This is a genomic window from Mesobacillus jeotgali, assembly GCF_031759225.1.
Taxonomy (GTDB): Bacteria; Bacillota; Bacilli; order Bacillales; family Cytobacillaceae; genus Mesobacillus; species Mesobacillus jeotgali_B.
The window spans coordinates 1355219-1376625 of record NZ_CP134494.1 but is presented as its reverse complement, the minus strand read 5'-3'; the positions used below and the strand labels follow the sequence as shown (position 1 = coordinate 1376625).

Annotated in this window: 27 protein-coding genes and 1 tRNA gene; 9 read left to right on the top strand and 19 right to left on the bottom strand. The window is 41.8% G+C overall.

Features of this window, described 5'->3' with window-relative positions; all coding sequences use genetic code 11:
- Positions 1-289 precede the first annotated feature (289 nt).
- The gene (locus tag RH061_RS06810) at positions 290-526 is read right to left on the bottom strand and encodes a hypothetical protein (RefSeq protein ID WP_311074852.1); all 237 of its coding nucleotides are present in this window, start codon (positions 524-526) and stop codon (positions 290-292) included.
- A 379-nt stretch (positions 527-905) separates the two neighbouring features.
- Here RH061_RS06810 and RH061_RS06805 point away from each other — a divergent pair, with 379 nt between their 5' ends.
- Both RH061_RS06805 and RH061_RS06800 read left to right on the top strand, forming a co-directional pair.
- The gene (locus RH061_RS06805; protein ID WP_311074850.1) at positions 906-1385 is read left to right on the top strand and encodes a hypothetical protein; all 480 of its coding nucleotides are present in this window, start codon (positions 906-908) and stop codon (positions 1383-1385) included.
- Positions 1386-1510: 125 nt separating this feature from the next.
- The gene (locus tag RH061_RS06800) at positions 1511-2083 is read left to right on the top strand and encodes a hypothetical protein (RefSeq protein ID WP_311074848.1); all 573 of its coding nucleotides are present in this window, start codon (positions 1511-1513) and stop codon (positions 2081-2083) included.
- Positions 2084-2744: 661 nt separating this feature from the next.
- Here the strand turns inward: RH061_RS06800 and RH061_RS06795 are convergent.
- Positions 2745-3821 carry a DUF2515 domain-containing protein gene (locus RH061_RS06795; RefSeq protein WP_311074846.1) on the bottom strand — a complete coding sequence of 359 codons (1077 nt, stop codon included), beginning with the start codon at positions 3819-3821 and terminating at the stop codon, positions 2745-2747.
- A 252-nt stretch (positions 3822-4073) separates the two neighbouring features.
- Between RH061_RS06795 and RH061_RS06790 the strand changes: the two genes are divergently transcribed.
- Positions 4074-4928, top strand: a complete 855-nt coding sequence (locus RH061_RS06790) for a manganese catalase (protein WP_311076311.1) — start codon at positions 4074-4076, stop codon at positions 4926-4928.
- Positions 4929-4990: 62 nt separating this feature from the next.
- Here RH061_RS06790 and RH061_RS06785 read toward each other — a convergent pair.
- Positions 4991-5063, bottom strand: a tRNA-Val gene (locus tag RH061_RS06785).
- A gap of 91 nt (positions 5064-5154) precedes the next feature.
- Positions 5155-5772, bottom strand: a complete 618-nt coding sequence (locus tag RH061_RS06780; RefSeq protein WP_311074844.1) for an NUDIX hydrolase — start codon at positions 5770-5772, stop codon at positions 5155-5157.
- A 128-nt stretch (positions 5773-5900) separates the two neighbouring features.
- Here RH061_RS06780 and RH061_RS06775 point away from each other — a divergent pair, with 128 nt between their 5' ends.
- The gene (locus tag RH061_RS06775) at positions 5901-6122 is read left to right on the top strand and encodes a hypothetical protein (RefSeq protein WP_311074842.1); all 222 of its coding nucleotides are present in this window, start codon (positions 5901-5903) and stop codon (positions 6120-6122) included.
- Positions 6123-6161: 39 nt separating this feature from the next.
- On the opposite strand, the gene RH061_RS06770 is transcribed toward RH061_RS06775, so the two are convergent.
- From RH061_RS06770 to RH061_RS06760, 3 genes are all read right to left on the bottom strand, one after another.
- Positions 6162-8120 (bottom strand): TRAP transporter permease, encoded by a 1959-nt coding sequence (locus RH061_RS06770; protein WP_311074841.1) that lies wholly within the window; start codon positions 8118-8120, stop codon positions 6162-6164.
- Entirely contained in the window at positions 8104-8640 is a 537-nt protein-coding gene (locus RH061_RS06765; RefSeq protein ID WP_311074838.1) for a DUF1850 domain-containing protein, read from the bottom strand. The genes RH061_RS06770 and RH061_RS06765 overlap by 17 nt, the downstream gene beginning before the upstream one ends.
- Positions 8641-8820: 180 nt before the next feature.
- Positions 8821-9816 (bottom strand): TAXI family TRAP transporter solute-binding subunit, encoded by a 996-nt coding sequence (locus RH061_RS06760; protein WP_311074836.1) that lies wholly within the window; start codon positions 9814-9816, stop codon positions 8821-8823.
- A gap of 194 nt (positions 9817-10010) precedes the next feature.
- On the opposite strand from RH061_RS06760, the gene RH061_RS06755 reads away from it, so the two are divergent.
- The 3 genes from RH061_RS06755 to RH061_RS06745 all read left to right on the top strand — a co-directional run bounded on the left by RH061_RS06755 (position 10011) and on the right by RH061_RS06745 (position 11794).
- Positions 10011-10736 carry an alpha/beta hydrolase gene (locus tag RH061_RS06755; RefSeq protein WP_311074834.1) on the top strand — a complete coding sequence of 242 codons (726 nt, stop codon included), beginning with the start codon at positions 10011-10013 and terminating at the stop codon, positions 10734-10736.
- A gap of 116 nt (positions 10737-10852) precedes the next feature.
- The gene (locus RH061_RS06750) at positions 10853-11365 is read left to right on the top strand and encodes a YjcG family protein (RefSeq protein ID WP_311074832.1); all 513 of its coding nucleotides are present in this window, start codon (positions 10853-10855) and stop codon (positions 11363-11365) included.
- A gap of 6 nt (positions 11366-11371) precedes the next feature.
- Positions 11372-11794: a GNAT family N-acetyltransferase gene (locus tag RH061_RS06745; RefSeq protein WP_311074830.1), complete on the top strand. Its 423-nt coding sequence runs from the start codon at positions 11372-11374 to the stop codon at positions 11792-11794.
- Between the two features lie 78 nt (positions 11795-11872).
- Here RH061_RS06745 and RH061_RS06740 read toward each other — a convergent pair whose 3' ends face one another.
- The gene (locus RH061_RS06740; RefSeq protein WP_311074828.1) at positions 11873-12205 is read right to left on the bottom strand and encodes a hypothetical protein; all 333 of its coding nucleotides are present in this window, start codon (positions 12203-12205) and stop codon (positions 11873-11875) included.
- A gap of 204 nt (positions 12206-12409) precedes the next feature.
- On the opposite strand from RH061_RS06740, the gene RH061_RS06735 reads away from it, so the two are divergent.
- Positions 12410-14728 (top strand): UvrD-helicase domain-containing protein, encoded by a 2319-nt coding sequence (locus tag RH061_RS06735; protein ID WP_311074827.1) that lies wholly within the window; start codon positions 12410-12412, stop codon positions 14726-14728.
- 29 nt (positions 14729-14757) lie between these two features.
- Here RH061_RS06735 and spoVIF read toward each other — a convergent pair whose 3' ends face one another.
- The 9 genes from spoVIF to RH061_RS06690 form a co-directional block, all read right to left on the bottom strand.
- Positions 14758-15012: a sporulation-specific transcription regulator SpoVIF gene (gene spoVIF, locus RH061_RS06730; protein ID WP_041968191.1), complete on the bottom strand. Its 255-nt coding sequence runs from the start codon at positions 15010-15012 to the stop codon at positions 14758-14760.
- 135 nt (positions 15013-15147) lie between these two features.
- Positions 15148-15273 carry a YjcZ family sporulation protein gene (locus RH061_RS06725; protein WP_311074824.1) on the bottom strand — a complete coding sequence of 42 codons (126 nt, stop codon included), beginning with the start codon at positions 15271-15273 and terminating at the stop codon, positions 15148-15150.
- Between the two features lie 94 nt (positions 15274-15367).
- On the bottom strand, positions 15368-16084 hold the full coding sequence (locus RH061_RS06720; protein ID WP_311074822.1) for a DUF421 domain-containing protein: 717 nt from the start codon (positions 16082-16084) through the stop codon (positions 15368-15370).
- A 24-nt stretch (positions 16085-16108) separates the two neighbouring features.
- On the bottom strand, positions 16109-16465 hold the full coding sequence (gene spoVAE, locus RH061_RS06715) for a stage V sporulation protein AE (RefSeq protein WP_311074820.1): 357 nt from the start codon (positions 16463-16465) through the stop codon (positions 16109-16111).
- Positions 16466-16480: 15 nt separating this feature from the next.
- On the bottom strand, positions 16481-17494 hold the full coding sequence (gene spoVAD / locus RH061_RS06710) for a stage V sporulation protein AD (RefSeq protein WP_311074819.1): 1014 nt from the start codon (positions 17492-17494) through the stop codon (positions 16481-16483).
- Positions 17495-17974: a stage V sporulation protein AC gene (spoVAC, locus tag RH061_RS06705; RefSeq protein WP_311074817.1), complete on the bottom strand. Its 480-nt coding sequence runs from the start codon at positions 17972-17974 to the stop codon at positions 17495-17497.
- Positions 17975-17989: 15 nt separating this feature from the next.
- Positions 17990-18481, bottom strand: a complete 492-nt coding sequence (locus tag RH061_RS06700) for a YhcN/YlaJ family sporulation lipoprotein (protein ID WP_311074816.1) — start codon at positions 18479-18481, stop codon at positions 17990-17992.
- A 246-nt stretch (positions 18482-18727) separates the two neighbouring features.
- Positions 18728-18853, bottom strand: coding sequence for a hypothetical protein (locus RH061_RS06695; protein ID WP_311074815.1), 126 nt, complete (start codon positions 18851-18853; stop codon positions 18728-18730).
- Positions 18854-18942: 89 nt separating this feature from the next.
- Positions 18943-19287: a DUF1360 domain-containing protein gene (locus RH061_RS06690; RefSeq protein ID WP_311074814.1), complete on the bottom strand. Its 345-nt coding sequence runs from the start codon at positions 19285-19287 to the stop codon at positions 18943-18945.
- Between the two features lie 201 nt (positions 19288-19488).
- On the opposite strand from RH061_RS06690, the gene RH061_RS06685 reads away from it, so the two are divergent.
- Positions 19489-19983 carry a CotY/CotZ family spore coat protein gene (locus RH061_RS06685; protein ID WP_311074812.1) on the top strand — a complete coding sequence of 165 codons (495 nt, stop codon included), beginning with the start codon at positions 19489-19491 and terminating at the stop codon, positions 19981-19983.
- A 34-nt stretch (positions 19984-20017) separates the two neighbouring features.
- Here RH061_RS06685 and RH061_RS06680 read toward each other — a convergent pair whose 3' ends face one another.
- Together RH061_RS06680 and fabI are read right to left on the bottom strand one after the other, a co-directional pair.
- The gene (locus RH061_RS06680) at positions 20018-20482 is read right to left on the bottom strand and encodes a CotO family spore coat protein (RefSeq protein ID WP_311074810.1); all 465 of its coding nucleotides are present in this window, start codon (positions 20480-20482) and stop codon (positions 20018-20020) included.
- 148 nt (positions 20483-20630) lie between these two features.
- Positions 20631-21398, bottom strand: coding sequence for an enoyl-ACP reductase FabI (gene fabI / locus RH061_RS06675; protein WP_311074809.1), 768 nt, complete (start codon positions 21396-21398; stop codon positions 20631-20633).
- Between the last annotated feature and the right edge of the window lie 9 nt (positions 21399-21407).

The following is a 21407-nucleotide window of genomic DNA, read 5'->3' as shown; positions in this document are numbered from 1 at the left end:
CAAATACGTTTATAAAGATAATTGTAACAATTCTGTAACATTCAATCAAAATCCAAATTATCTGATAATTCTCCATATCAATTGATATTCATTGCTCTCGCCTACTGAGCCAACAGAGACTCCCTTTTCCCTCTATATCCTCTTATATACTCCGGATTCTTTCTCGTCCGACAAGGTACGAGGATAAACTACATTATATTAGGAAAAGCCAGCAGCTCCTTATGAGAGCTCCCGGCTATCATTAAATCATTCTTTATACCTGTTCATTTAAATTATGATAGAAGCTGTGTTAGAACCATCTCGGCCCTCTCTGCCTTTCACTTTTCCCATCTACCGAACTGCTTTCATCCTCAAAGTGTCTGCCTTCTCCGGAGTCATTCCTTCCTCTGTTTCCGTGACCAAAGAAATCCAAAGGATGCCTTCTATCCCTAGGGTGTCTATTAGGTCTCTCCTGAATGATTTCAACTTCTTTGGCATGAATCGTAAGCTTATCTACATGGATCACTTTTTCTTTTTCACGCGACATATCTTCCCTCCTCTTATATTTATTCTGTACTATCCTATTCGTGTTCCCAGGAAAGGTATAGGCGAATTTGAATTTAGTCCTTCTCCATTTGATAAAAAAGCACTTTGTACAGATTATGGAACTTTAGAAAATAAAAAGGTATTTGTGTCATATTTTTCAACCCATATATTCGTTTATATGACTAGGCCATGGGTAAAACTTGTACATTGAATACTTAGGTTCTTTTCATAAACATTGCAGTCCACAAGCTAATAGTATTCGATTATCAACCATTTCCTACGCCTATTCAAAAGAGCCAAATCTAAGAAATGCGGATATAACAATAAATATCAAGCCATTACTAAAACAGAATAATAATAAGAGAGGAGGTTGCTAACTCATGTTCGGATTTTCTGACTTCGTGGGCTTTCTATTAGCCCTTTTACTTATTTATCCTGTCGTTTCACTGATACATGAATTAGGACATTCTTTTTTTGCGTGGATCTTTGGAGGGAAATTCACTTTCTCCCTCGGACGAGGCAAAACAGTTTTCAAGAAAGGACCATTCAGTTTGAATAGCATGTATTTTTTGGACGCTTTTTGTGAGTATGAGCAACTTAAATGGAATAATCGGTTAACACACTTCCTTGTCCATGCTGGCGGTATCATTTTTAACCTTGGGTCGGTATTGGTGCTGAATATACTCATCTCACAAGGCTTCATAGAACCTCATAGTATATTTGTGCGATATTCCTATTTTTCTGTCTGGCTGGCAACCTTTTCATTGGTCCCAGTTGATTACGGCAACGGCAATTATAGTGACGGGCTGGCCATTTACCATGTTCTTCGTTATAATGAGTGGCCAAAACTTACCGGATAAATTCGCATCATCAATAGCACCTGTCCAAATTGGACAGGTGCTATTTTAAATGGAAACGAGAAGTTATACTCATCTAGTAATGGTTTGTCCTCCATTTTCATAAGATGGTGAAAAGGAGGCTAGCCATGATTTTGTTCAATGCTTATATTTTTTTCACTCTCGCAGTTACCCTTGTGATTTCCATAATATTGGGCCTTCGATACAGAAATGAATTGACGAGCATGAATGGGATGATCATATCAATGTATCTCGGCATGAATATCGGATTGACTAGCGGGGTATTACTTGGAGCTGTTTTTCGCGGAGATTTATTTTTATCTACCATTCTTTCCATGCTTTTAGGAGCAGCAGCTGGCACAATAATGGGAGCTGTATTCAATGCTGCTGCATCAATCGAGGGGCTTATGTCAGGAATAATGGGCGGCATGATGGGGGCCATGCTTGGAGAAATGCTGCCACCTGAAAAGTCACTGATATTGATCAATATCTTCTTAACCATTTCAATAGCTGCTTTATTCCTGTTTAAAATACTCCCCCAAACAGAGTCAGCAAACGCACCCAAAAAATATGTAATGAAACCTATTCTCGCCTTTATAATGCTGGTTATCTATCTCTATTCAGGAAGCCAACTGGGAGACACTTGGATCGAAGCTCTTACGGGAAGTATCCCTCACCAGGAACACCTACACCATCCATAAGAAAAGAAACGGTTTTTATACAACCGTTTCTTTACACAATAACTGCTCTTTCTTGACAGCTTTGGGCTCCACTACCGGAAAGTTGTCATAATAACCGCTTTTTCTTGACAGCTTTAGACTCCACAAACGGAAAGCTGTCACAATAACCGCTTTTTCTTGACAGCTTCGGGCTTCACAAACGGAAAGTTGTCATAATAACTGCTCTTTCTTGACAGCTTTGGGCTCCACTACCGGAAAGTTGTCATAATAACCGCTTTTTCTTGACAGCTTTAGGCTCCACAAACGGAAAGCTGTCACAATAACCGTATTTTCTTGACAGCTTCGGGCTTCACAAACGGAAAGCTGTCACAATAACCGTATTTTCTTGACAGCTTTGCGCTCCACAAACGGAAAGCTGTCACAATAACCGCTTTTTTTGACAGCTTCGGGCTTCACAAACGGAAAGCTGTCACAATAACCGTATTTTCTTGACAGCTTTGCGCTCCACAAACGGAAAGCTGTCATAATAACAGCACTTTCTTGACAGCTTTGCGCTCCATCAACTAAAACCTGTCATAATCAAACCACTATCTCGACATCTTTGCGCATATTCCTGAAGGAAGTTTTTCACACCCAGTAAGGAACCTATAGACAATTAACGCTCCCTCCTCCCAAAGGAATGCTAATCAAATATAGAAATAATTTTTTTAGCAAAGGCTGCTAGTTCAAGCTTTTCGAGTGTTTGGCAATACTCATATTCTATATTTCCAACAGCGGGTTCCTCTATCTCCTTAAGATACTCCAAGACTCTAATATCATGAAACCATTCTCCAGTTTCTGCCTCTGGATGCTGAATGTTTTTCCATACGTTTTGCAGTGTGGGGCTATAAATCCTTCTAGCCCCTCGTTTTAGCTTGCATGAACTCAATTTAATTTGATATTTAAGTCCGGGGCTCCCTTCATGAACGTCATTAAATATATGGGGCCAGTAATCCTTTCTTGAACCTGTATGGTACTGTTCGATGGCCCACTCTTCCACCTTGTTCAGGACATCAGGATCAAATAGAATAACATAAAGCCGCTTTCCCAGTTGGATTCTTTCGCGCACCGACTCAAATTGGTTCACTGTCTGGCCCGCCAGTTTCATTACACCATAATCATTGTATGGGAAAAGAATTTGATTGAAGGACAAAATATCCTGTATTTCAAACTCTAGTGTATGAAAGACCTCTTGGATGTACTTTTGATTTTGAATGACTCTTTTCTCTATATAATGCTGTTCATTAATGATCAGCCCTACAGTGAGCAAAGAAGAGTTGGAAGTCTTCCAAAAGTGCTCCCATATCGTCTCCATAAATACAGATACGTTCATGTGCGGAAGGAGCCTGAATAGCGATTCTTTCCTCTTCATACTTTCTTCATAAAGCAGGAGCTGTGGATAGGCATCCTGGAAGATCAGCCAATTCCCTCGTTCAAGGAAGGAGAAATAGGATTTCTTTTCTTCCTTAGATAATATTCTATTTAAAAGCTCAGCTTTTAAATCAGTCATGCTCCAACCGCCATTCCGAGAAACCATATGGGCCAGGAATGCCCAGTGGATTTCCGGATGCTTCTTATAAAAATCGAGGTAGGCTTTCGTTCTTGTAATATTATTTTCATTTAACTGTTCGGTTTTCCGCTTTATCTCATTGATGATTTTTTTCTCCTCCGCTGTAGGGTTCCTTACCAGCTTCACCTTTTGCCTATTTTGCAACTCCACTTTGATCACTTCAATTGGTGATTTTACTCTTCTTTTAAAAAAGGAAATGGTCCATTCCCCCCTTCCAATGATGTTTTTCGTACTAGGATATGAAGGATTATTTAGGATAATAACTTGTCTCCGTGGATTGAAACCAAAACAATGGTAAATGATTCGCGACATTCCATGTCTCTTTTTCAAATCCAAGTTCCTTAAACCTTAATAGCCCATATGATAAGTGTGGAATGCATTTTTTGTTTGAGGAGGAATATGATGTTTTACCATGTAAAAGAGTTACAATATCAAGCAAAGCCAGAACGGCCAGATCCTGTCTATGCTAAGAAACTACAGGAAGTTATAGGTGGACAATTCGGGGAAATCTCTGTTGCTATGCAATATTTATTCCAGGGATGGAATACGCGCGGGGATGGGAAATATCGGGATCTCTTGATGGATACCGGGACAGAAGAACTTGCCCATATTGAAATGCTTTCTACAATGGTCGCCAGACTTTTAGATGGAGCACCTGTTGCCGCACAAGAGGAAGCCGCAAAGGATCCCATGATGAAGGCGATTTTAGGAGGCATGAATCCTCAGCATATCATCGTCTCAGGATTAGGCGCCATGCCGGCTGACAGTGTTGGAAACCGGTGGACAGCAGATTACATCGTCGCGAGCGGCAACCTTCTTGCCGACTTCAGAGCTAACCTGAATGCTGAATCCCAGGGAAGGCTACAGGTTGCAAGACTATATTATGAAACGACAGACCGGGGAGTACGGGATATGCTATCCTGGCTGCTGGCAAGAGACACCATGCACCAAAATCAATGGATTGCCGCTATAAAAGAATTGGAATCAAAGGAAAATGTAGTGGTGCCAAGTACATTCCCGAAACACCTGGAAAAACAGGAAGTTTCCTACGTGCTATTTAACCTTTCAGAGGGAGACGAAAGTGCTGCGGGCAGATGGGCAAGCGGTACTAGCATGGATGGCCTGGGCACATTCCAATATGTTCAAAATCCGGTTCCATTTGGACCGAAGCCAAAGCTTAAACCAGCACCACCTTATATTTTCAATACACCTCCTGCGGTTTTACGCAATGAACAAATACCACCAAACTTGATGTAAAAAATGTTGGTGAACGAAAAAAAAGCTTCAACCCTTTATAAAAGGATTGAAGCTTTTTAGTATGATTCCTACTGGGTTCGAACCAGCGACCTCTACCCTGTCAAGGTAGCGCTCTCCCAGCTGAGCTAAGGAATCGTATTTAAGTTTGTCCTATTTAGTGAGGACATTTACTAATATATACTGGATTGAAGCTATTGTCAATATTATTTTGTGTAAAAATCCTAATCTATAAATACTTGATCGCCTTAATCACACTTTCGATATATGCATCTTCATGGGGAACAAAATCGCTCCTGGTCACAAGCATGCTTTGCGATTTTTTTTCATTATTCCCACTTACCAGGAAACCTTCAACTGTAATTTCTTGAACCTTTCCAAACCATAATTTTTCAAATTCAGCGAGCTTTGCCAGCATGATGCCGGAGACTTCTTCTCTTTGCAGCATGAAGTTATCAAAAGGTTGATGTTGATCATATAAAAAGACATGGCATAATTCATTATCAATGAATCCAGGACTGGTCAATGAATCTTTGATCATCCCTAAAGAATGCAAATCTTCCAGAGACAGGTCGATCCCTAGCTCCTCCTTTACCTCTCTTAAGCCATCAGGAGCACTTTCATTAGCAAGAATATGCCCTGCTGCCGTAATATCCAGCAAACCGGGATAATCTTTCTTAACTGCACTGCGAACTTGGAAGTATAGAAGAATCTCTTTGCCTGTCCTCTCTGTAAACCAGCAATGAAATGTTTCGTGCCAATGACCTGCTTTATGTACTTCTGACCTAGGTGCTGTTCCTATTTCCGCTCCTTGTTCGTCAAAAATTTTCAGCTTTTCGTTTTCCATATTTATCACCCCATGAATAAAATTATAACATTTAACACAAAAATTAAAACGAACATTCGTTCTTATTTTCTTGAATAAAGAACGAATGTTCGGATATAATAGGAATATACAATTAAGGTGGTGATACTATGAACAATCTGCTTACAAGATCACTTAATGAAAGCCAGCCTGTTGAAATGATTTACCTGGCCGCAAATAACCAGATTACTCATCGCAGGATCATCGTCAAGGAAATGCGCGGCACCTGCTTTAAAGCCTTTTGTTTTCTCCGCAATGATGATCGCCTTTTCAAGGTCGAAAATATTCTTTCAGTCATGCCTGAAAAACGTACATTGCTAAAAACAAGCTAAAAAAGAAGCCCCCGCAAAGAGGACTTCTTAAATAGACTATTAGCTGGCTGGACTTGTCTCTGCGGTATCATTTCGCTTAATCAATAATTGCAAAGCAATGATTAATACAAATGAACCAAGGCCGATGATATCGGTAATTTTCTCAGGATAGATAAGCATCAATCCACTAACGACACCAATTAACCTTTCGTACCAGAATAACTTCCTCAGCCAGAATCCAATAATTCCAGCTCCAATTAACATCATTCCTGCCAGTGCAGTAAATACTACCCAAATCAAATAATACCATGTTGTATCAATCATTAACAATTCTGGTGACAATACGAACATATAAGGTATGATGAACGCTGCGATAGCCAGTTTTGCCGAGTTGACACCTGTTTTTATCGGTTCCCCTCCAGACACTCCTGCTGCGGCAAATGCTGCAAGCGCCACTGGTGGGGTAATATCAGCAATAATCCCGAAATAGAACACAAATAAGTGTGCAGATAAATCAGGTACACCCAACAGTATGATTGCCGGGGCAGCAATCGTTGAAGTAATTACGTAGTTAGCAGTTGTTGGTGATCCCATACCAAGAACAAGAGATGCTACCATAGTGAATGCCAGGGTAAGGAGCAAATGTCCTCCGGCAAGATCCAAAAGCCCGTTGGCAAGCTTTAAGCCCAGACCTGTTTTTGTTACTACTCCAACAATGATACCTGCAGCGGCAGTTGCAGCTGCTACGCCTAATGCCGTGCGCGCACCGTCCACCAGTGCTTCAATCATATCTCTGAATCCAATCCTTGTTTCTTTCTTGATCGCACTTACAGCAACGGTGATCAAAATACTCCAGAGTGCAGCACGCATAACACTCATTCCGGATACCATCAGGATAATGACCGCCAGGATTGGCAGAAGCAAGTAAATTTTAGCCAGAACTTCCTTACGATTCGGCATTTCTTCATCCTTAAGACCTCGGAGTCCGACCCGTTTTGCTTCGAAATGGGTCATGATCCAAATCCCTGTAAAATAAAGCAACGCTGGGATAGCGGCAGCCTTGGCGATATCCCAATAAGTAATTCCGCCGCCGATGAATTCTACCATCAGGAATGCAGCTGCCCCCATTATAGGTGGCATCAGCTGGCCACCTGTAGAAGCCGCAGCCTCAACTGCACCAGCAAACTCTTTGCGGTAACCAAGTTTTTTCATCATCGGGATCGTAAATGAACCAGATGTTACAACGTTAGCTACAGAACTTCCGCTGATGGTTCCCTGCAGGGCACTCGAGAAAATCGCTACCTTTGCAGGCCCGCCGACTCTTTTGCCCGCGATTGACACAGCAAGGTCATTAAAGTATTGGCCAACACCTGTTTTAACAAGGAAAGCACCAAATAATAAGAATAAAAAGATAAAAGTTGACGAAACACCTAATGGGGTTCCAAGTATGCCTTCAGTGGTGAAGAACATAGTTTGAATTAAACTGTCGAGTTCCAGTCCCCTGTGTGCCAGGAATCCCGGCATATAAGGACCATACAATGCATATACCATAAACAAAATTGCAATAATCGTAATTGGCAAACCCACGGTTCTTCTTGTCGCTTCCAGGACGAGTATTACAGCCGCAAGCCCAATATAAAAGTCAACAGGTGTGAGACGCCCAACCCTGTTAACTAGTTCATCAATCATTAATGGCCAGTAGGCACCTACTGCAATAGCGATAACAGCCAATATGATATCATACCAGGCCACTTTGTTATGTACACGGTCTTTCTTCCGTGCAGGAAATAAAATAAAAATCAGCGCAAGCGCAAAGCCTAGATGAATCGATCTTTGCAGCTGCGCAGTCAAAACCCCAAATATTGATGTATACAGCTGAAATAGTGAGAATGACAGCAACAGAACGAATGCTATCATGCCCATTATTCCTTTTAATTTCCTTGAAGCAGCTTCAGGATCGTATTTTTCCAGCAGTTCTTGCTGTTCCTGTTCTGATAAAGTTTCATTCTTTACGCTCAAGGATATTCACTCCTTTCATTTGCTGAATAAAATTAATTTTCCTGACCTGTATCCTCACTCTTGTTCCTGGCTCTATTGCCTTGGAAAGCGGAAAGGAGATCTTCCCCTGAACAAACGTGTGATTGGCCCTCACTTTTCCAACTCGCAGGTCGAAATGTTCAAACCTTCTATCCATATTCTTTATATAGTACTTACCATCCTCCATCAAGAACCTTTCACTTCCAGATACTTCTGAAGGCATTCCTATTGCAAAGTCTTCGTATTCTAGTTCATATTGCTGTATTTCATTTTGCTTCGTCACTTTATAGCTTTCAATTACATCAGACAAATGAATTGAATGCTTATACCTTATCTTAAAGTTTTCCCCGGAAGCAATAGGCACATAGCAGAGTATATCACCTTTTTCCGGTTGAAGAAAAACCAGAGCTTGTTTGTAAGGAATTTTAATTGAGATTATCAATAATAAACTAATGAGGAGCAACAGAACGAAGATCTTGTTTTTAATCTTAATTGGTTTCATATAACTTCTTCCTCGCCTGTTCAATAACTATCAAAGAGGTTGATATCCATACAGTAAAAGAGACCGGAATTGGGTTCGGTCTGTTCTTTCGTGGAACCGCCGGAGTACAGATGCCATCCAGAATATTAATTGACCGGGCAAAATCCCTGAAAGGGTTTTGTCCGGCCATGGTTTACCCTATTACTCGGCAGCTTTGATTCCTTTTTCGTCAAAATACTTTTGAGCTCCAGGGTGTACATCGATTCCTACACCATTCAAAGCATTTTCAGCCTTGATTTGTTTTGCTTTTGCATGTTGTACCTGATCCAGGTTTTCAAAGATCGCCTTAGTGATATCATAAACAACATCATCTGAAAGATCTGCTTTAACAACAAGCATCGCCTGAACAGCTACAGTTGGAACAGCTGCACCAATCTTGTATGTTCCGCTAGGAACTTCTTCCTTTGTATAGTAAGGATATTTTTCGATAAGCTTATCAGCTTTTTCAGCATCTACCGGAACAATTACAACTTTTTCTGTTGCTGACAGTTCCTCAACAGCAGCTGTTGGATGTCCAGCAGTTACGAATGCAGCATCAATATTGCCATCTTTGATTCCGTTTACTGACTCATCAAAGCTAAGATCTTGCTTTTGGATATCATCAAGAGTCATGCCATATGCTTCAAGAATCTGTTCAGCATTCGCTGCTGTACCAGAACCTGGTGCTCCGATAGATACTTTTTTGCCTTTCAGATCTTCTACTGTTTTAATTCCAGATTTTTCAGTTGTGACGATTTGGATTGTTTCAGGGTATAGTGTTCCGATTGCCTTGATATTATCAATCGCATTTCCGTCAAACATCAGCTTTCCTTCAGTTGCATAGGAAGCAATATCTGTTTGTGTGAATGCAATTTCACCTTTATTGTCTTTAATGCTCTGCATGTTTTCTGCAGAAGCTCCTGTTGTTTCAGCATTTGTGCTAACCCCTGTTGCGTCAGATACGATTTTGGCAAATGATCCGCCCAACGGGAAGTATGTACCACCCGTACCACCAGTAAGGATGCTCATGTATTTTGGTTTTTCTTCTGATTGTCCTTCTCCGCCGCCCTTTTCCTCAGAGCCGCCGCCACATGCTGCAAGCACCATTGAAACGACCAGCATTAATGCAGTGAACAAAAGAAACTTTCTTTTTTTCATCAGATTTCCCCCTTAAAGAAATAGAATTATTCAACTTTATCTTACCATAAGAGTTCACACAATTGTCAAACATGTTACTTGCTTACTATATTTCTTTAATACTGCAAGTAGATTGCCAAAAAAGCTTTTTTAAAATACATATGCTAAAATCTTAGTGATGAAACACAAGATATTTGTTGTTTGGAGGTAAATGAATGGAATTTCCAATGGGCAAAATAGAAGAAATCAATCTTAAAAGCAAGGAACTCGGAGAAGAAGTAATCATGCTGGTATACTTGCCCGCCAATTATTCTCCCTTATATAAATATTCAATACTTATTGCACAGGATGGCCGGGATTATTTCCAGCTAGGCCGAATCGGAAGGGTTGCAGACGAGCTTCTTGGCAAAAAGGAAATTGAAAACGTCATCATCGTAGGCATCCCATATGAATCGGTTGAGGACAGGCGGCGCAAATATCATCCAAAAGGAGAGCAGCATCAAGCCTATATCCGTTTTCTGGCTCATGAACTTGTACCCTATTTGGATGAACAATACCCAACCTACCAAATGGGCATGGGCCGCGCACTGATTGGGGATTCTCTGGCAGCAACCGTTTCCTTGCTAGCAGCACTTCAATACCCGCACACATTTGGCAAAGTGCTGCTGCAGTCACCATATGTAAATGAAGATGTATTTGAGGCCGTTAAGGATTTCCGCCAACCTGAGTTGCTCCACATTTACCACACGGTCGGTGAGCAGGAAACAGAAGTCAAAACGAGCTCAGCCAAAAATAAAGATTTCCTTACACCAAACAGGGAGCTTTCAAAGGTTTTCAAGGACAAAGGTTTTGGGTATTTTTATGATGAGTTCAGCGGGGATCACACTTGGACTTATTGGCAGCCTGACCTCAAAAGGGCCATTAAACAAGTGTTTTCATAATATATGCTTCTTTATATTATATATTTAGAAAATTTGTTATAATGAATGGTAAATCATATTTTTAGTATTCTTAGTTAATCCATGTGCACCACACTAATGAAACGGGGGTATCTGAGATGAAGTTCGGTATTGTCATTTTTCCATCGAAGAAAATCCAGGATTTTGCGAATTCAATGAGAAGGCGCTATGATCCTCACTATGCGTTAATCCCGCCTCATGTGACACTAAAGTCCTCATTTGAAGCAACGGAGGAAGAAATCAAGGAAATCGCAAATAAACTCGATACAATCGCCAGAAATTTCAAACCAATCAATATACAGGTCACTAAGATTGGATCCTTCAAGCCCGTTAACAACGTCATTTACTTGAAGATTGAATCACCAGAAGATCTGGAAAGGCTTCATAATGAGCTAAATGCAACATTTGATGATGGGAATCAGGAGTATAACTTTGTGCCCCATATCACCATCGGGCAAAAAATGTCCGACGATGAGCATTCCGATGTATATGGTTCACTGCGCATGACAAAGGTTCATTATGAGGATACTGCCGACAGGATTCACTTACTGTACCAGCTGGATAATGGATCGTGGACAGTATATGAAACATTCAGGCTTGGAAAGGAATAATCAAACGTGGAAGTAAAAATCGTAACCAACGAACAAGAATTAGCAGACGCATTCGAGGTACGCAAGACTGTCTTCATTCATGAGCAAAATGTACCTGAAGAAGAAGAAATTGATCAATTTGAATCAGACTCAATCCACTTTGTGCTATATGATAACGGAAAAGCTGCTGGAGCCGGGAGATTCCGTGTATTGGATGGAGTCGGCAAGGTTGAAAGAATTTGTGTCTTGAAAGAGAACCGCAAAAACGGTGCTGGTGTCGCCGTCATGAATAAAATCGAGGAATATGCCAAGTCACAAGGCATCTCCACCTTAAAACTGAATGCGCAGACACATGCCATCCCATTTTACAGCAAGCTAGGATATGAAACGGTATCAGAAGAATTCCTGGATGCCGGGATTCCACATAAAACGATGAAAAAATATGTATGAATGAAATGAAACTCCACTCATCTGAGTGGAGTTTCGCTTTTTCCTCTAAGCTTAAATAAAAAAGCACTGCAGCTGAGTTTAGACTGACTCGCTGTAGTGCCTTCCTTTTCCTGTTAGTTCAGCATATGCCTTGCTGACCACTGAAGGATTCACCTTTTTCTTATAAATCCGATCAATAGCAGAGTAGCTTATGTCAGAAGCTGCCAGCTGCATTCTTGTAACAGGCTGATGGTCCTTCCGTTTTTGCATAGGTGCAACGGCTTGTTCTTGTCGTTCCTGCCCTTTTTCTACCGGATCTTCTTTGCGGATCCTGCTAACCTTTTGGATCTGAAATGGATCATAATCTGTTCCTATTTCCCGCTCAGCATATTGTATATATTGATAATTTGTCACTGGAAGAATGTATCCCATTTTGATATCCCCCAAGCCATATTATTTACCTTCTCACTATATTCTTCTTTTCCTTTTCCCTGTTTATGACCGTAGTAAACTATTAATGGAAAACTTTTCTGCTAAATCGTAAAGTGGTAAACCGAGCAGAAAACATCTTTTGTAAAAAATCTTATTCTGATATGATAAAGATTGTGCTATTTTTGGTCGGAGATGAGGGAAAACATGAAAACAGCCAAGTATAATCAACAGATAATAAACCTTGATCACTATAACCGTGAGGATTACCAAAAGCTTTATGATGATGCTAAAAAAGGAATGCTTACATGTTCTGTATGCGGAGAACAAGTACTCCTTTATCTAGGCATAAAAGAAAAGCCCCATTTCTACCACTATCTTTCTGCAAAGGAAGGCTGCATCGATCATAACGAACACTTCCCAGCCCTTCAGACTACCGAGAAAACAGAATATACCGAACGAAACGGCTTTCGCATGCCAAAGTCCCGTACGATTACAGCTGAGGCTGAAAGAGAAGAAAAATTCATCTATCCGCGTGAAGTTAAGATTCCATCACCTTTTACTCCGCTCCCACCTGCTAAGCCAGGGGTAAAGGTAAACTATTTAAAACTGCTTAAAGAAGCTGGGGTCCATTTTGATGGCAACCAGGAAAAAGCTGTTGTTTCTACAGAGGGCCCCTTATTGATTCTGGCAGGTGCCGGGAGTGGAAAGACGAGAGTGCTGACCGCTAGAACCGCCTTCATGATTGAAGAAAAGAAGGTTGACCCTGGTTCAATCATGCTTGTAACCTTCACCGCGAAGGCTGCTGCTGAGATGAAGAAACGGATTGCCCATTACCCGGGCATGTCCCCCGCTAAGGTCAATCAGCTGATCGCCGGCACATTCCATAGCATCTTCTACCGTATCCTTTGTTTTCACGAACGTGAAAAATGGTCATCTGACAAGCTGATGAAAAAAGAATGGCAACGGGAGCAAATTCTTAAGGAAGCTGGGAGGAAGCTGCAGCTCGATGAAAAAGAGTTCGCTTATGATCTGGCTCTGCAGCAAATCGGTTTATGGAAAAATACAATGATCATGCCACATGAGGTTAAAGCGGAATCTCCTTGGGAAGAAAAGGTTGCTCTGCTGTATAAAGACTATGAAACAGCTAAAGAGAGGCAACATTTATTTGATTTTGATGATATGCTTCTCGGATGTTATCAGCTTTTCAAGGAAAAGCCCGAAATACTGGAAAACTATCAAAATCGTTTTCATCATTTTTTGATTGACGAGTTTCAGGATATCAATAAAGTTCAATACGAACTCATGAAAATGCTATCTGGAAAGCATGGAAATGTGTGTGCTGTCGGAGATGACGACCAGTCAATCTACTCATTCAGGGGCAGTGATCCTGCCTATCTGTTCAAGTTCAAGACAGACTTTCAGAATACCCAACTAATCATCTTGAACCAAAATTACCGTTCGCCGCATGAGATTGTCGAGACAGCCAACACGCTGATATCAGCAAATCTCACTCGCCATGAAAAAGAAATGCGGGCTCAGTTTTCCGGAGAGTGTTCGCCGGTAATCTTCCATCCTTATGATGAAGAAGAAGAAGCAACGATGATTTTGACAGACATAAAAGAACGGATTGAACAAGGTGAACGCCCCGGTGATTTCGCCATCCTGTTCAGGACCAATGCAGCCAGCCGCTCAGTTTTCGAGAGGCTTGCCACTTCAAGCTTGCCATTCCGGCTGGATCAGGATATTGAATCCTTTTATGAACGCTTCATGGTAAAAGGAATGCTGTCCTTCCTGCGGCTTAGCATGAATCCGGATGACCCGGAGGCCATCAAAAATATTCTTCCATCCCTATTTTTGAAGCAGTCGATTTTCCGTGATTTACAGGCGAATAGTATCCTGAATGATTGTTCCATGCTTGAAGCACTTACCTATGTAAAGACCGGCTTTGCCTTCCAGGAACAAAAATTAAAAAGACTTATCCCGATTGTCCACTCTCTGACTTCACTATCCCCCCTTGCGGCGATTGATATAGTTGAAAAGGACCTTGGTTACCAGGACTTTATCAAAAAGCGCGGGAATGAAGGCAACCAGCTTGAAAAGGGCTCTGACGACATCCGGGATTTAAGGGTGGCTGCCCGCAATTTTAAAACGATCGGAGAATTCCTTGAGCATGCTGACCATATGACAGCCATGAATGCTGAAATCAAACGGAGCAGCAGAAAGCTTAACGACGCCATCACTCTTAGCACCATCCATCGAGCCAAGGGGTTGGAATACGGAAATGTCTATATTATCGGGACAGTTGACGGCAGCATTCCTCATGATTACGCTTTGGATGCGTATCGTAATGGAGACCAGCTGCCCCTGGAAGAAGAACGCCGTCTACTCTATGTTGCAGTGACAAGGGCAGAGAAGAACTTGTTCATTTCAGTTCCCCAAAAGAGACGCGGAAGAAAGGCTAACCCTTCCCGCTTTTTATCCAACATAAAAAGAAAAATGCCAAATCAGGACCTGGGGATTTAAACTCAGGTCCTGATTTGGCATTTCAAGAATTACTTCTTGTTGATCATTTTTGAGATCTGGCCAAAGTCAAGCTGCTTTCCATCCTTGACAATGGATTCCACAATCTTGTCTTCCATTTCTTTATTCACAGGTTTGTTAGCCATTTTTGATACACGGCGGATAACGCCTCTTACAGTTTGCTCATCTTTAAAGTTCGCATTTTGTAATGAATTTGCTAGCTCAAATACATCATTCATATTTACGCCAGTCTTTTTTTCTATATTCTTGAAGAAATTATTATCCATATAAATCACGCCTCCTTCTTTAACTACTCTATAGTATGAAGGAAGCAAAAAAAGGTGAAAGTGAGATTTGGAATATTAACATAAGTTCATGCAGAAAAAGCTGTCCCGAATTGGAACAACTTTTTCTTCGGCTTCTTAGCTGTAGAAGCTTGCTCCTACAATAATCAACAAAATGAACAATACGACGATCAAAACGAAAGTGGAGCCGTTATAGCCGCCACCGCCATAGCCGTAGCCGCCACCACACCAACCGTAGCCCATTCTTCTTCACCTCACTTTTTATTACTCAATAGCAATATATGTGAGGCTTGACGATTTTGTATGGGCGAGCCCCCACCCATTTATGAATCGCTGATCAAATATGATCAAAGTCTGGAAAAGGACAGGATATGTATTCATCATAAAGGTCTACACTAAGGTCTCCTTTTGAATCCATTTCTGCATAAAAAACCTGCTGAGGTTCAAATCCTTTTTCCTGGATTCTCCCATTAAGTTCTTCTCGATCGATGCCTGCACGGCCAAGGTTTTCCTCAATTATTTTGCCGTCAATCAAAACGGGCACCGGGGCAGACTCTTCTTCCCATTGACTTCCGAGGTCTTCGTATTTTAAAGGTTGTTTTGCTTTTTTCAATAAAACACTCAATTCACCGTTCGAATCAAGTGACGCAAATTCAACATCAGCCACCTTAAATACACTTTTCTTGCGGAGTTGTTCCAGCAGCTCGTCAATACTGTATCTTTCTTTCCGCATATTCTTCTCTAAAATATTGCCATTTTTAATGAAGGTCGTTGATTTCCCCTCCACTATTCTGCGGAACACTCTGCTCCTTAAGGATATAGTTGAAATCGCCAAGGGAACGAATGACCAGACAACCAGGCTGGCAATCCCATCCCTTAAGCTCAAGTCAGGATCCATCGATAATGTACCGGCAATATCGCCCACCGTGATCCCTACAATATATTCGAAAAATGACAGACTTGATAGCTGTTTTTTCCCAAGAAGCTTTGTGATGATGAACAAGCCAATGATAAGCATGATGGAGCGTATGATTGTCCTAAGAATATCCGGCATTTGATCATCCCTCTTGCCACAAAATCAACCTTTTGGTTTAAAAATAAGGGCACCGATAAACCCAAAGATAACTGCAGCCGAGATACCTGAACTCGTTATCTCAAACATTCCTGTCAGGACCCCGACAAGCCCATGCTGCTCCGCTTCCTGGAGCGCTCCATGAACTAGCGAATTGCCAAAGCTAGTAATTGGAATCGTAGCACCCGCTCCAGCAAAATCAATCAAGGGTTCATATAATCCAAACCCATCAAGGATAGCCCCTATAACCACGAGCAGGCTCATCGTATGTCCTGGTGTCAATTTCACAATATCAAACATCAGCTGGCCGAATACACAGATCAAGCCTCCGACAACAAAAGCCCAGAAAAACATTGGCAGCAAAGCGATTCCTCCTTTCTAATCCATTTCAATCGAAACAGCGTGGGCAATGCATGGTATCGTTTCTTTTTGCTGGAATGACAGTGGTGATAACAGAGCTCCTGTAGCAACAACAAGGATTCTCTTATATGCCCCACTGTTCATCTTGTTGAGTAAATGTCCATATAAGACGGATGCAGAACACCCTGCTCCACTCCCCCCTGATTGAACCGGCTGGTCTTCGTTATAGATCATCAGACCGCAATCCTGAAATTGTTCCTTCGTTATATCAAGCCCAGCCTTCTGTAATAGCTCGTAGGTAGCCGCCTGCCCAATCCTTCCAAGATCCCCCGTGACGACTAAATCATAATAAGATGGTTCCCGTCCAAAATCTTTAAAATGGGAGATGATCGTATCCGCTGCTGCAGGTGCCATAGCCCCTCCCATATTAAACGGATCCGAAATCCCCATATCCACTACTTTTCCGATAGTGGCTGAGGTCGTGACGATTTTCCCTTGCTTATCAGAATTGTCCGTAACAACTGCCGCTCCTGCTCCAGTTACGGTCCATTGAGCAGTCGGAGGTTTTTGCCCGCCATATTCTGTAGGATAGCGGAATTGTTTTTCTGCGGCTGAATTGTGGCTTGAAGCACCGGTTACAACCTTCTTTGCTCCCTGGTAGTTGATGATGAACGATGCTAGTGCAAGCCCCTCCATTGAAGTAGAGCATGCGCCGAAAAGGCCAAAATAAGGAATTGCCATCGTTCTTGCCGCAAAACTGGTCGGTGTAATCTGGTTGATTAAATCACCTGCCAGCATGAATTGCATGTCCTCTTTGTTGAAATTCCCCTTTTGCAACGCTGATTTAATCGCTTCTTCCAATAGAACTCTGTGAGCCTTCTCGTATGATTCTTCTCCCATCCACAAATCATCATGCAGGACATCAAAGTCCGCAGCGAGTTTTCCCTCCGCTTCAAACGGGCCCCCTGATGAGCCCCATGACTCGATGACAGGACGGTTCGAAAATTGCCATGACTGCTTTCCAACCAACATTTACAGCACCCCCATCATGGTCAACAAAGTCTTTATAAGTGCTACAATAAAAGCAGCAAAGACACCAAACAAGATGACTGATCCTGCAAGCTTGAACATATTTCCACCGACACCAAGGACAAAACCTTCAGTACGGTGTTCTATCGCTGCCGAGATGACAGAGTTCCCAAAGCCAGTTACTGGAACAGCACTGCCCGCTCCTGCAAATTGGCCGATGTGGTCGTAAACACCAAACCCGGTCAGCAGCATGGATAGAAAAATCATTGTCGCAACTGTCGGATTTCCGGCTGTTTGTTCAGTGAAATCAAAAAAGTAGATATAAAAATAGGTGATTGCCTGTCCAATTGTACAAATCAATCCACCAACCAAAAATGCTTTTATGCAATTTTTCACTACTGGCCGTTTGATTTCATGCTTTTGTTCCAACTGCTGATATTGCTGCTGCTCAGGTGTCATTTTTTGCTTTTTTTTATCCCCCATCACACCCATCCTTTCTTATGTTAATTCTTTTTTCAACGAAATAATCCGCTGCAATTGCTCCTCAGCTTTCTTATCCGGAAAGGACGGATCCTTCATTCTCTCCCGAAGCTCGACAGCCTCTATAAAAATCTTGTAATCGCTGGAAACAATGAAATCTTCATCAGGATAGTTCTTTTCCAACTTCTTATTGATTTCTTTCTCAATCTGCTTCATGCCAAATCTCTTCAAATGCTTGACCTTGTATACGACTAAAATTTCTTTTTTTCCTGCAATGACGGCCACATCATAAATAGCATCAAGTGCTGCGATATCTTTCTTGACCTTCTTAGCAAGCTTAAGATCCTTCTCCTCCAGATCATTCGTCGCTCCTGGGTCAGGATTGACTGATTGAATCATGGATGCTCTGCTCTCTGGGGAGGTTTTTCCGAAAGAAGAACAGCCAGCCGTTCCAGCTCCTAGCATGACTAATATTGCCAAAATACTTACTGTCTGTCTCATATTCATCATAAATCCCTTCCTATGGTTCATCTGATAAAATTATTTTCCACGTCTAAAACCCAATTTATGAATTTTTCAGCACGAGTTTTATTTCCAAGTAATGTAAATGAAGTGGTTTCAGCATTTCTGGCAGCAAATTATTGGAAATATGGGTATGTCCAAGAGCCAAATTCATCTGCCCTTTATAGAATGCCCAATTCAGCAAAATCATTAAAAAAAAAAGACGCCTGCCATATGATCAGGCAGACGCTGCTTTCATGATGATTGTTTTTTCTTCTTTCCACAACCACAGCCACGTTTTTTCCGCACACGGCGAGCTGAGGCATTTTTCTTGGATACCGTCCAATCATTGCTGCTTGGAGATTTTTGTTCTTGCTCCATTACTACAACCCCTTTTTTAAAGAGTCCATATGGTAGTTTATGAACAATGTTTCAAATGGGTTCTGGACGGACTCACTAATTTATCTCTGTCAGTCTTTTATGAAATGATGCTGGATTACCGAAGCCACCCCGGAAATCGCCAACACTATGATGACTGGCATTGATAGCTGCGGCAGCAAGGCGTAGCCAGCATACAGGACTGTCGCCGACCAAATCCCCGTGCACCAATGGCAGCTTAACAGCTCGCCGATCCAATACCTCAGCCCTTCTCCTTTTATTTCAATATAAGTTTCCGTGCTGCCGTCCTCCTGGCTTTCAACCACCGTATCATGAAATGGTGCCCGAATAAATTCAGTGATTGTATCGTAGACGATCAGCCTGGTCAAACGGAAGCTCGCAAATACAATAAGGAATAGATCCATCCAATTGCCCATCCACTTCACCACCAGTATTAAATCGAGTCCCTACAGTTTATGTGGGGCAAATCCCTATGTATAGGCTTGTGCCTGTCCGCTCCTGTCATCATTTTTTATGGGAATCATGATGAAAATTAGACAAACACCCACACCATTAGAGAGGCAATTCATATTCTATTAAGGACAATAGGTCATATCAACTAAAAGGAGATGAATTATATGTCTTGTGGAAAAAGAAAATTTGACACAGATAGTTGTGTAGCGGATATTTTAAAGCGCGTTGCAGACGCTCAAGACGAAGTTGACAACGATGATGGTGATTGTGATGTAAGCTGCCATAAATCCATCCAGGATCTTCTTGCGGGAGCGACTACTCCGACAACTTTTGATACAATTCCGCTAATCCTGTACTGCGGATGTGAACCATTCCTTGGTACAGGTGTTCAGTTGCTTCAAAGAACAAATGGAACCACTCAAACATTACGCTGCATTGAGTCTTTCTTCTTCAGGGTGTCAAAAGTGGATGACAACTGCGCTAAGCTGGAGTTGCTGACAACAACTGACGAACCTAATGGTTTGAGCAAATATGACGATCCTTGCAGCCAAATCAACGGAGAAACTACTTTCTTCAGAACCGGCATCTGTATGACTGTAGACCTTGACTGCTTCTGCGCAGTGGTTTGCCTGGATCCAGTAGCTACAGAAGACCTGTAAGGATAAGGGGCTGCCAAAAGGTAGCCCTTTACCTTTATAAACCGCTAATTCTAATGTCCTGGAGTTCATCGATCATTATTTTTAATGGCTTTCTTTTGTTCCTTGGAAAAACTCGGATGTGATCATCTTCCTTAGAAATGAAATATCCTACAATCTTATTTTCCTTAGTGATGAAACTGTATTGAATTTTCACAATCGTAGCAGGAAATTGTGCTAAATACTCAATCTTTTCATGAATGGCCATTTCCTTGAATGGCTTTTTTTCCGTTTCTTCCATTAGCTCATCGCTTTCCATTATGTCTTCCTCAGTACTGGTTTCTGCCATATCAACCGCAACTTGGCTTTCTGCTGCAGCTTCCTCTGGCAATTGAACATCCTTCTCTTCAACTTGCTCTTGATCATTGAAAATAAATTTATCCTGCATTTTGGTTGAAACATCTTGATATGTCGGCTGATCAATATATAACAAAGGGTTCATACGTTTTCTTCTTCGGGCCATTTCGAAACCTCCCGGGTCGAATCAATTAGTCTCTTTATGTTTATGCTGGACATTCACCCAGGGTTAAAACTTTTTGAAGTAAAAATGCCTATATACATAAAAAAAGCCCGTTTGAGATTCAAACGGACTTTGCTTTCGTAAAAGATCTTTATAGGATATGGAACCCTGAATCAACATGGATATTCTCGCCGGTGATTCCTCGTGACATGTCGCTGAACAGGAATACCGCTGTGTCGCCTACTTCCTCAGGAGTAGTGTTGCGGCGAAGCGGAGCTCTTTCTTCAATATCCCTCAAGATTGAATTAAAGTCACTTACACCTTTAGCAGACAGTGTACGGATTGGTCCTGCCGAAATAGAGTTCACACGGATATTATGCTTTCCTAAGTCTGCAGCAAGATAGCGGACACTTGCATCCAGGGATGCTTTTGCGACACCCATGACATTATAGTTCGGGATTGCGCGTTCCCCGCCCAGGTAAGTCAATGTCACAATGCTTCCGCCTTCAGCCATCAGCTCTTTCGCTTCCTTGGCGACGGCAGTCAGTGAGTATGCACTGATATTATGGGCCAGCAGGAATCCATCGCGTGACACATTCATATAGTCGCCCTGCAGTTCTTCCTTGTTCGCGAATGCGATACAGTGTGCAACACCATAAATCGTGCCAGAAGCTTCCTTGATGTCCTTGAAGCATTTAGCGACATCTTCATCACTTGTTACATCGCAAGGCAGGACTAAATAATTTTCATCCAGGGATGCCGCAAGTTCGCGTACGCTCTTTTCCAGGCGTTCTCCTGCATAAGTGAAAATCAAATTTGCCCGGGCATTGTGGAGAGATTGAGCAATACCCCAGGCGATGCTCCTTTTATTGGCTACACCCATTACTACATATGTTTTACCGTTCAATGAAAGAGTCATTTTAAAATA

Bases quoted from the DNA above. Each gene is read 5' to 3' on its own strand.
- RH061_RS06810 (WP_311074852.1), bottom strand. From the start codon at position 526: ATGTCGCGTGAAAAAGAAAAAGTGATCCATGTAGATAAGCTTACGATT.
- RH061_RS06805 (WP_311074850.1), top strand. From the start codon at position 906: ATGTTCGGATTTTCTGACTTCGTGGGCTTTCTATTAGCCCTTTTACTT.
- RH061_RS06800 (WP_311074848.1), top strand. From the start codon at position 1,511: ATGATTTTGTTCAATGCTTATATTTTTTTCACTCTCGCAGTTACCCTT.
- RH061_RS06790 (WP_311076311.1), top strand. From the start codon at position 4,074: ATGTTTTACCATGTAAAAGAGTTACAATATCAAGCAAAGCCAGAACGG.
- RH061_RS06780 (WP_311074844.1), bottom strand. From the start codon at position 5,772: ATGGAAAACGAAAAGCTGAAAATTTTTGACGAACAAGGAGCGGAAATA.
- RH061_RS06775 (WP_311074842.1), top strand. From the start codon at position 5,901: ATGAACAATCTGCTTACAAGATCACTTAATGAAAGCCAGCCTGTTGAA.
- RH061_RS06765 (WP_311074838.1), bottom strand. From the start codon at position 8,640: ATGAAACCAATTAAGATTAAAAACAAGATCTTCGTTCTGTTGCTCCTC.
- RH061_RS06760 (WP_311074836.1), bottom strand. From the start codon at position 9,816: ATGAAAAAAAGAAAGTTTCTTTTGTTCACTGCATTAATGCTGGTCGTT.
- RH061_RS06755 (WP_311074834.1), top strand. From the start codon at position 10,011: ATGGAATTTCCAATGGGCAAAATAGAAGAAATCAATCTTAAAAGCAAG.
- RH061_RS06750 (WP_311074832.1), top strand. From the start codon at position 10,853: ATGAAGTTCGGTATTGTCATTTTTCCATCGAAGAAAATCCAGGATTTT.
- RH061_RS06740 (WP_311074828.1), bottom strand. From the start codon at position 12,205: ATGGGATACATTCTTCCAGTGACAAATTATCAATATATACAATATGCT.
- RH061_RS06735 (WP_311074827.1), top strand. From the start codon at position 12,410: ATGAAAACAGCCAAGTATAATCAACAGATAATAAACCTTGATCACTAT.
- spoVIF (WP_041968191.1), bottom strand. From the start codon at position 15,012: ATGGATAATAATTTCTTCAAGAATATAGAAAAAAAGACTGGCGTAAAT.
- RH061_RS06725 (WP_311074824.1), bottom strand. From the start codon at position 15,273: ATGGGCTACGGTTGGTGTGGTGGCGGCTACGGCTATGGCGGTGGCGGC.
- RH061_RS06720 (WP_311074822.1), bottom strand. From the start codon at position 16,084: ATGCCGGATATTCTTAGGACAATCATACGCTCCATCATGCTTATCATT.
- spoVAD (WP_311074819.1), bottom strand. From the start codon at position 17,494: ATGTTGGTTGGAAAGCAGTCATGGCAATTTTCGAACCGTCCTGTCATC.
- spoVAC (WP_311074817.1), bottom strand. From the start codon at position 17,974: ATGGGGGATAAAAAAAAGCAAAAAATGACACCTGAGCAGCAGCAATAT.
- RH061_RS06700 (WP_311074816.1), bottom strand. From the start codon at position 18,481: ATGATGAATATGAGACAGACAGTAAGTATTTTGGCAATATTAGTCATG.
- RH061_RS06695 (WP_311074815.1), bottom strand. From the start codon at position 18,853: ATGGAGCAAGAACAAAAATCTCCAAGCAGCAATGATTGGACGGTATCC.
- RH061_RS06690 (WP_311074814.1), bottom strand. From the start codon at position 19,287: ATGGGCAATTGGATGGATCTATTCCTTATTGTATTTGCGAGCTTCCGT.
- RH061_RS06685 (WP_311074812.1), top strand. From the start codon at position 19,489: ATGTCTTGTGGAAAAAGAAAATTTGACACAGATAGTTGTGTAGCGGAT.
- RH061_RS06680 (WP_311074810.1), bottom strand. From the start codon at position 20,482: ATGGCCCGAAGAAGAAAACGTATGAACCCTTTGTTATATATTGATCAG.
- fabI (WP_311074809.1), bottom strand. From the start codon at position 21,398: ATGACTCTTTCATTGAACGGTAAAACATATGTAGTAATGGGTGTAGCC.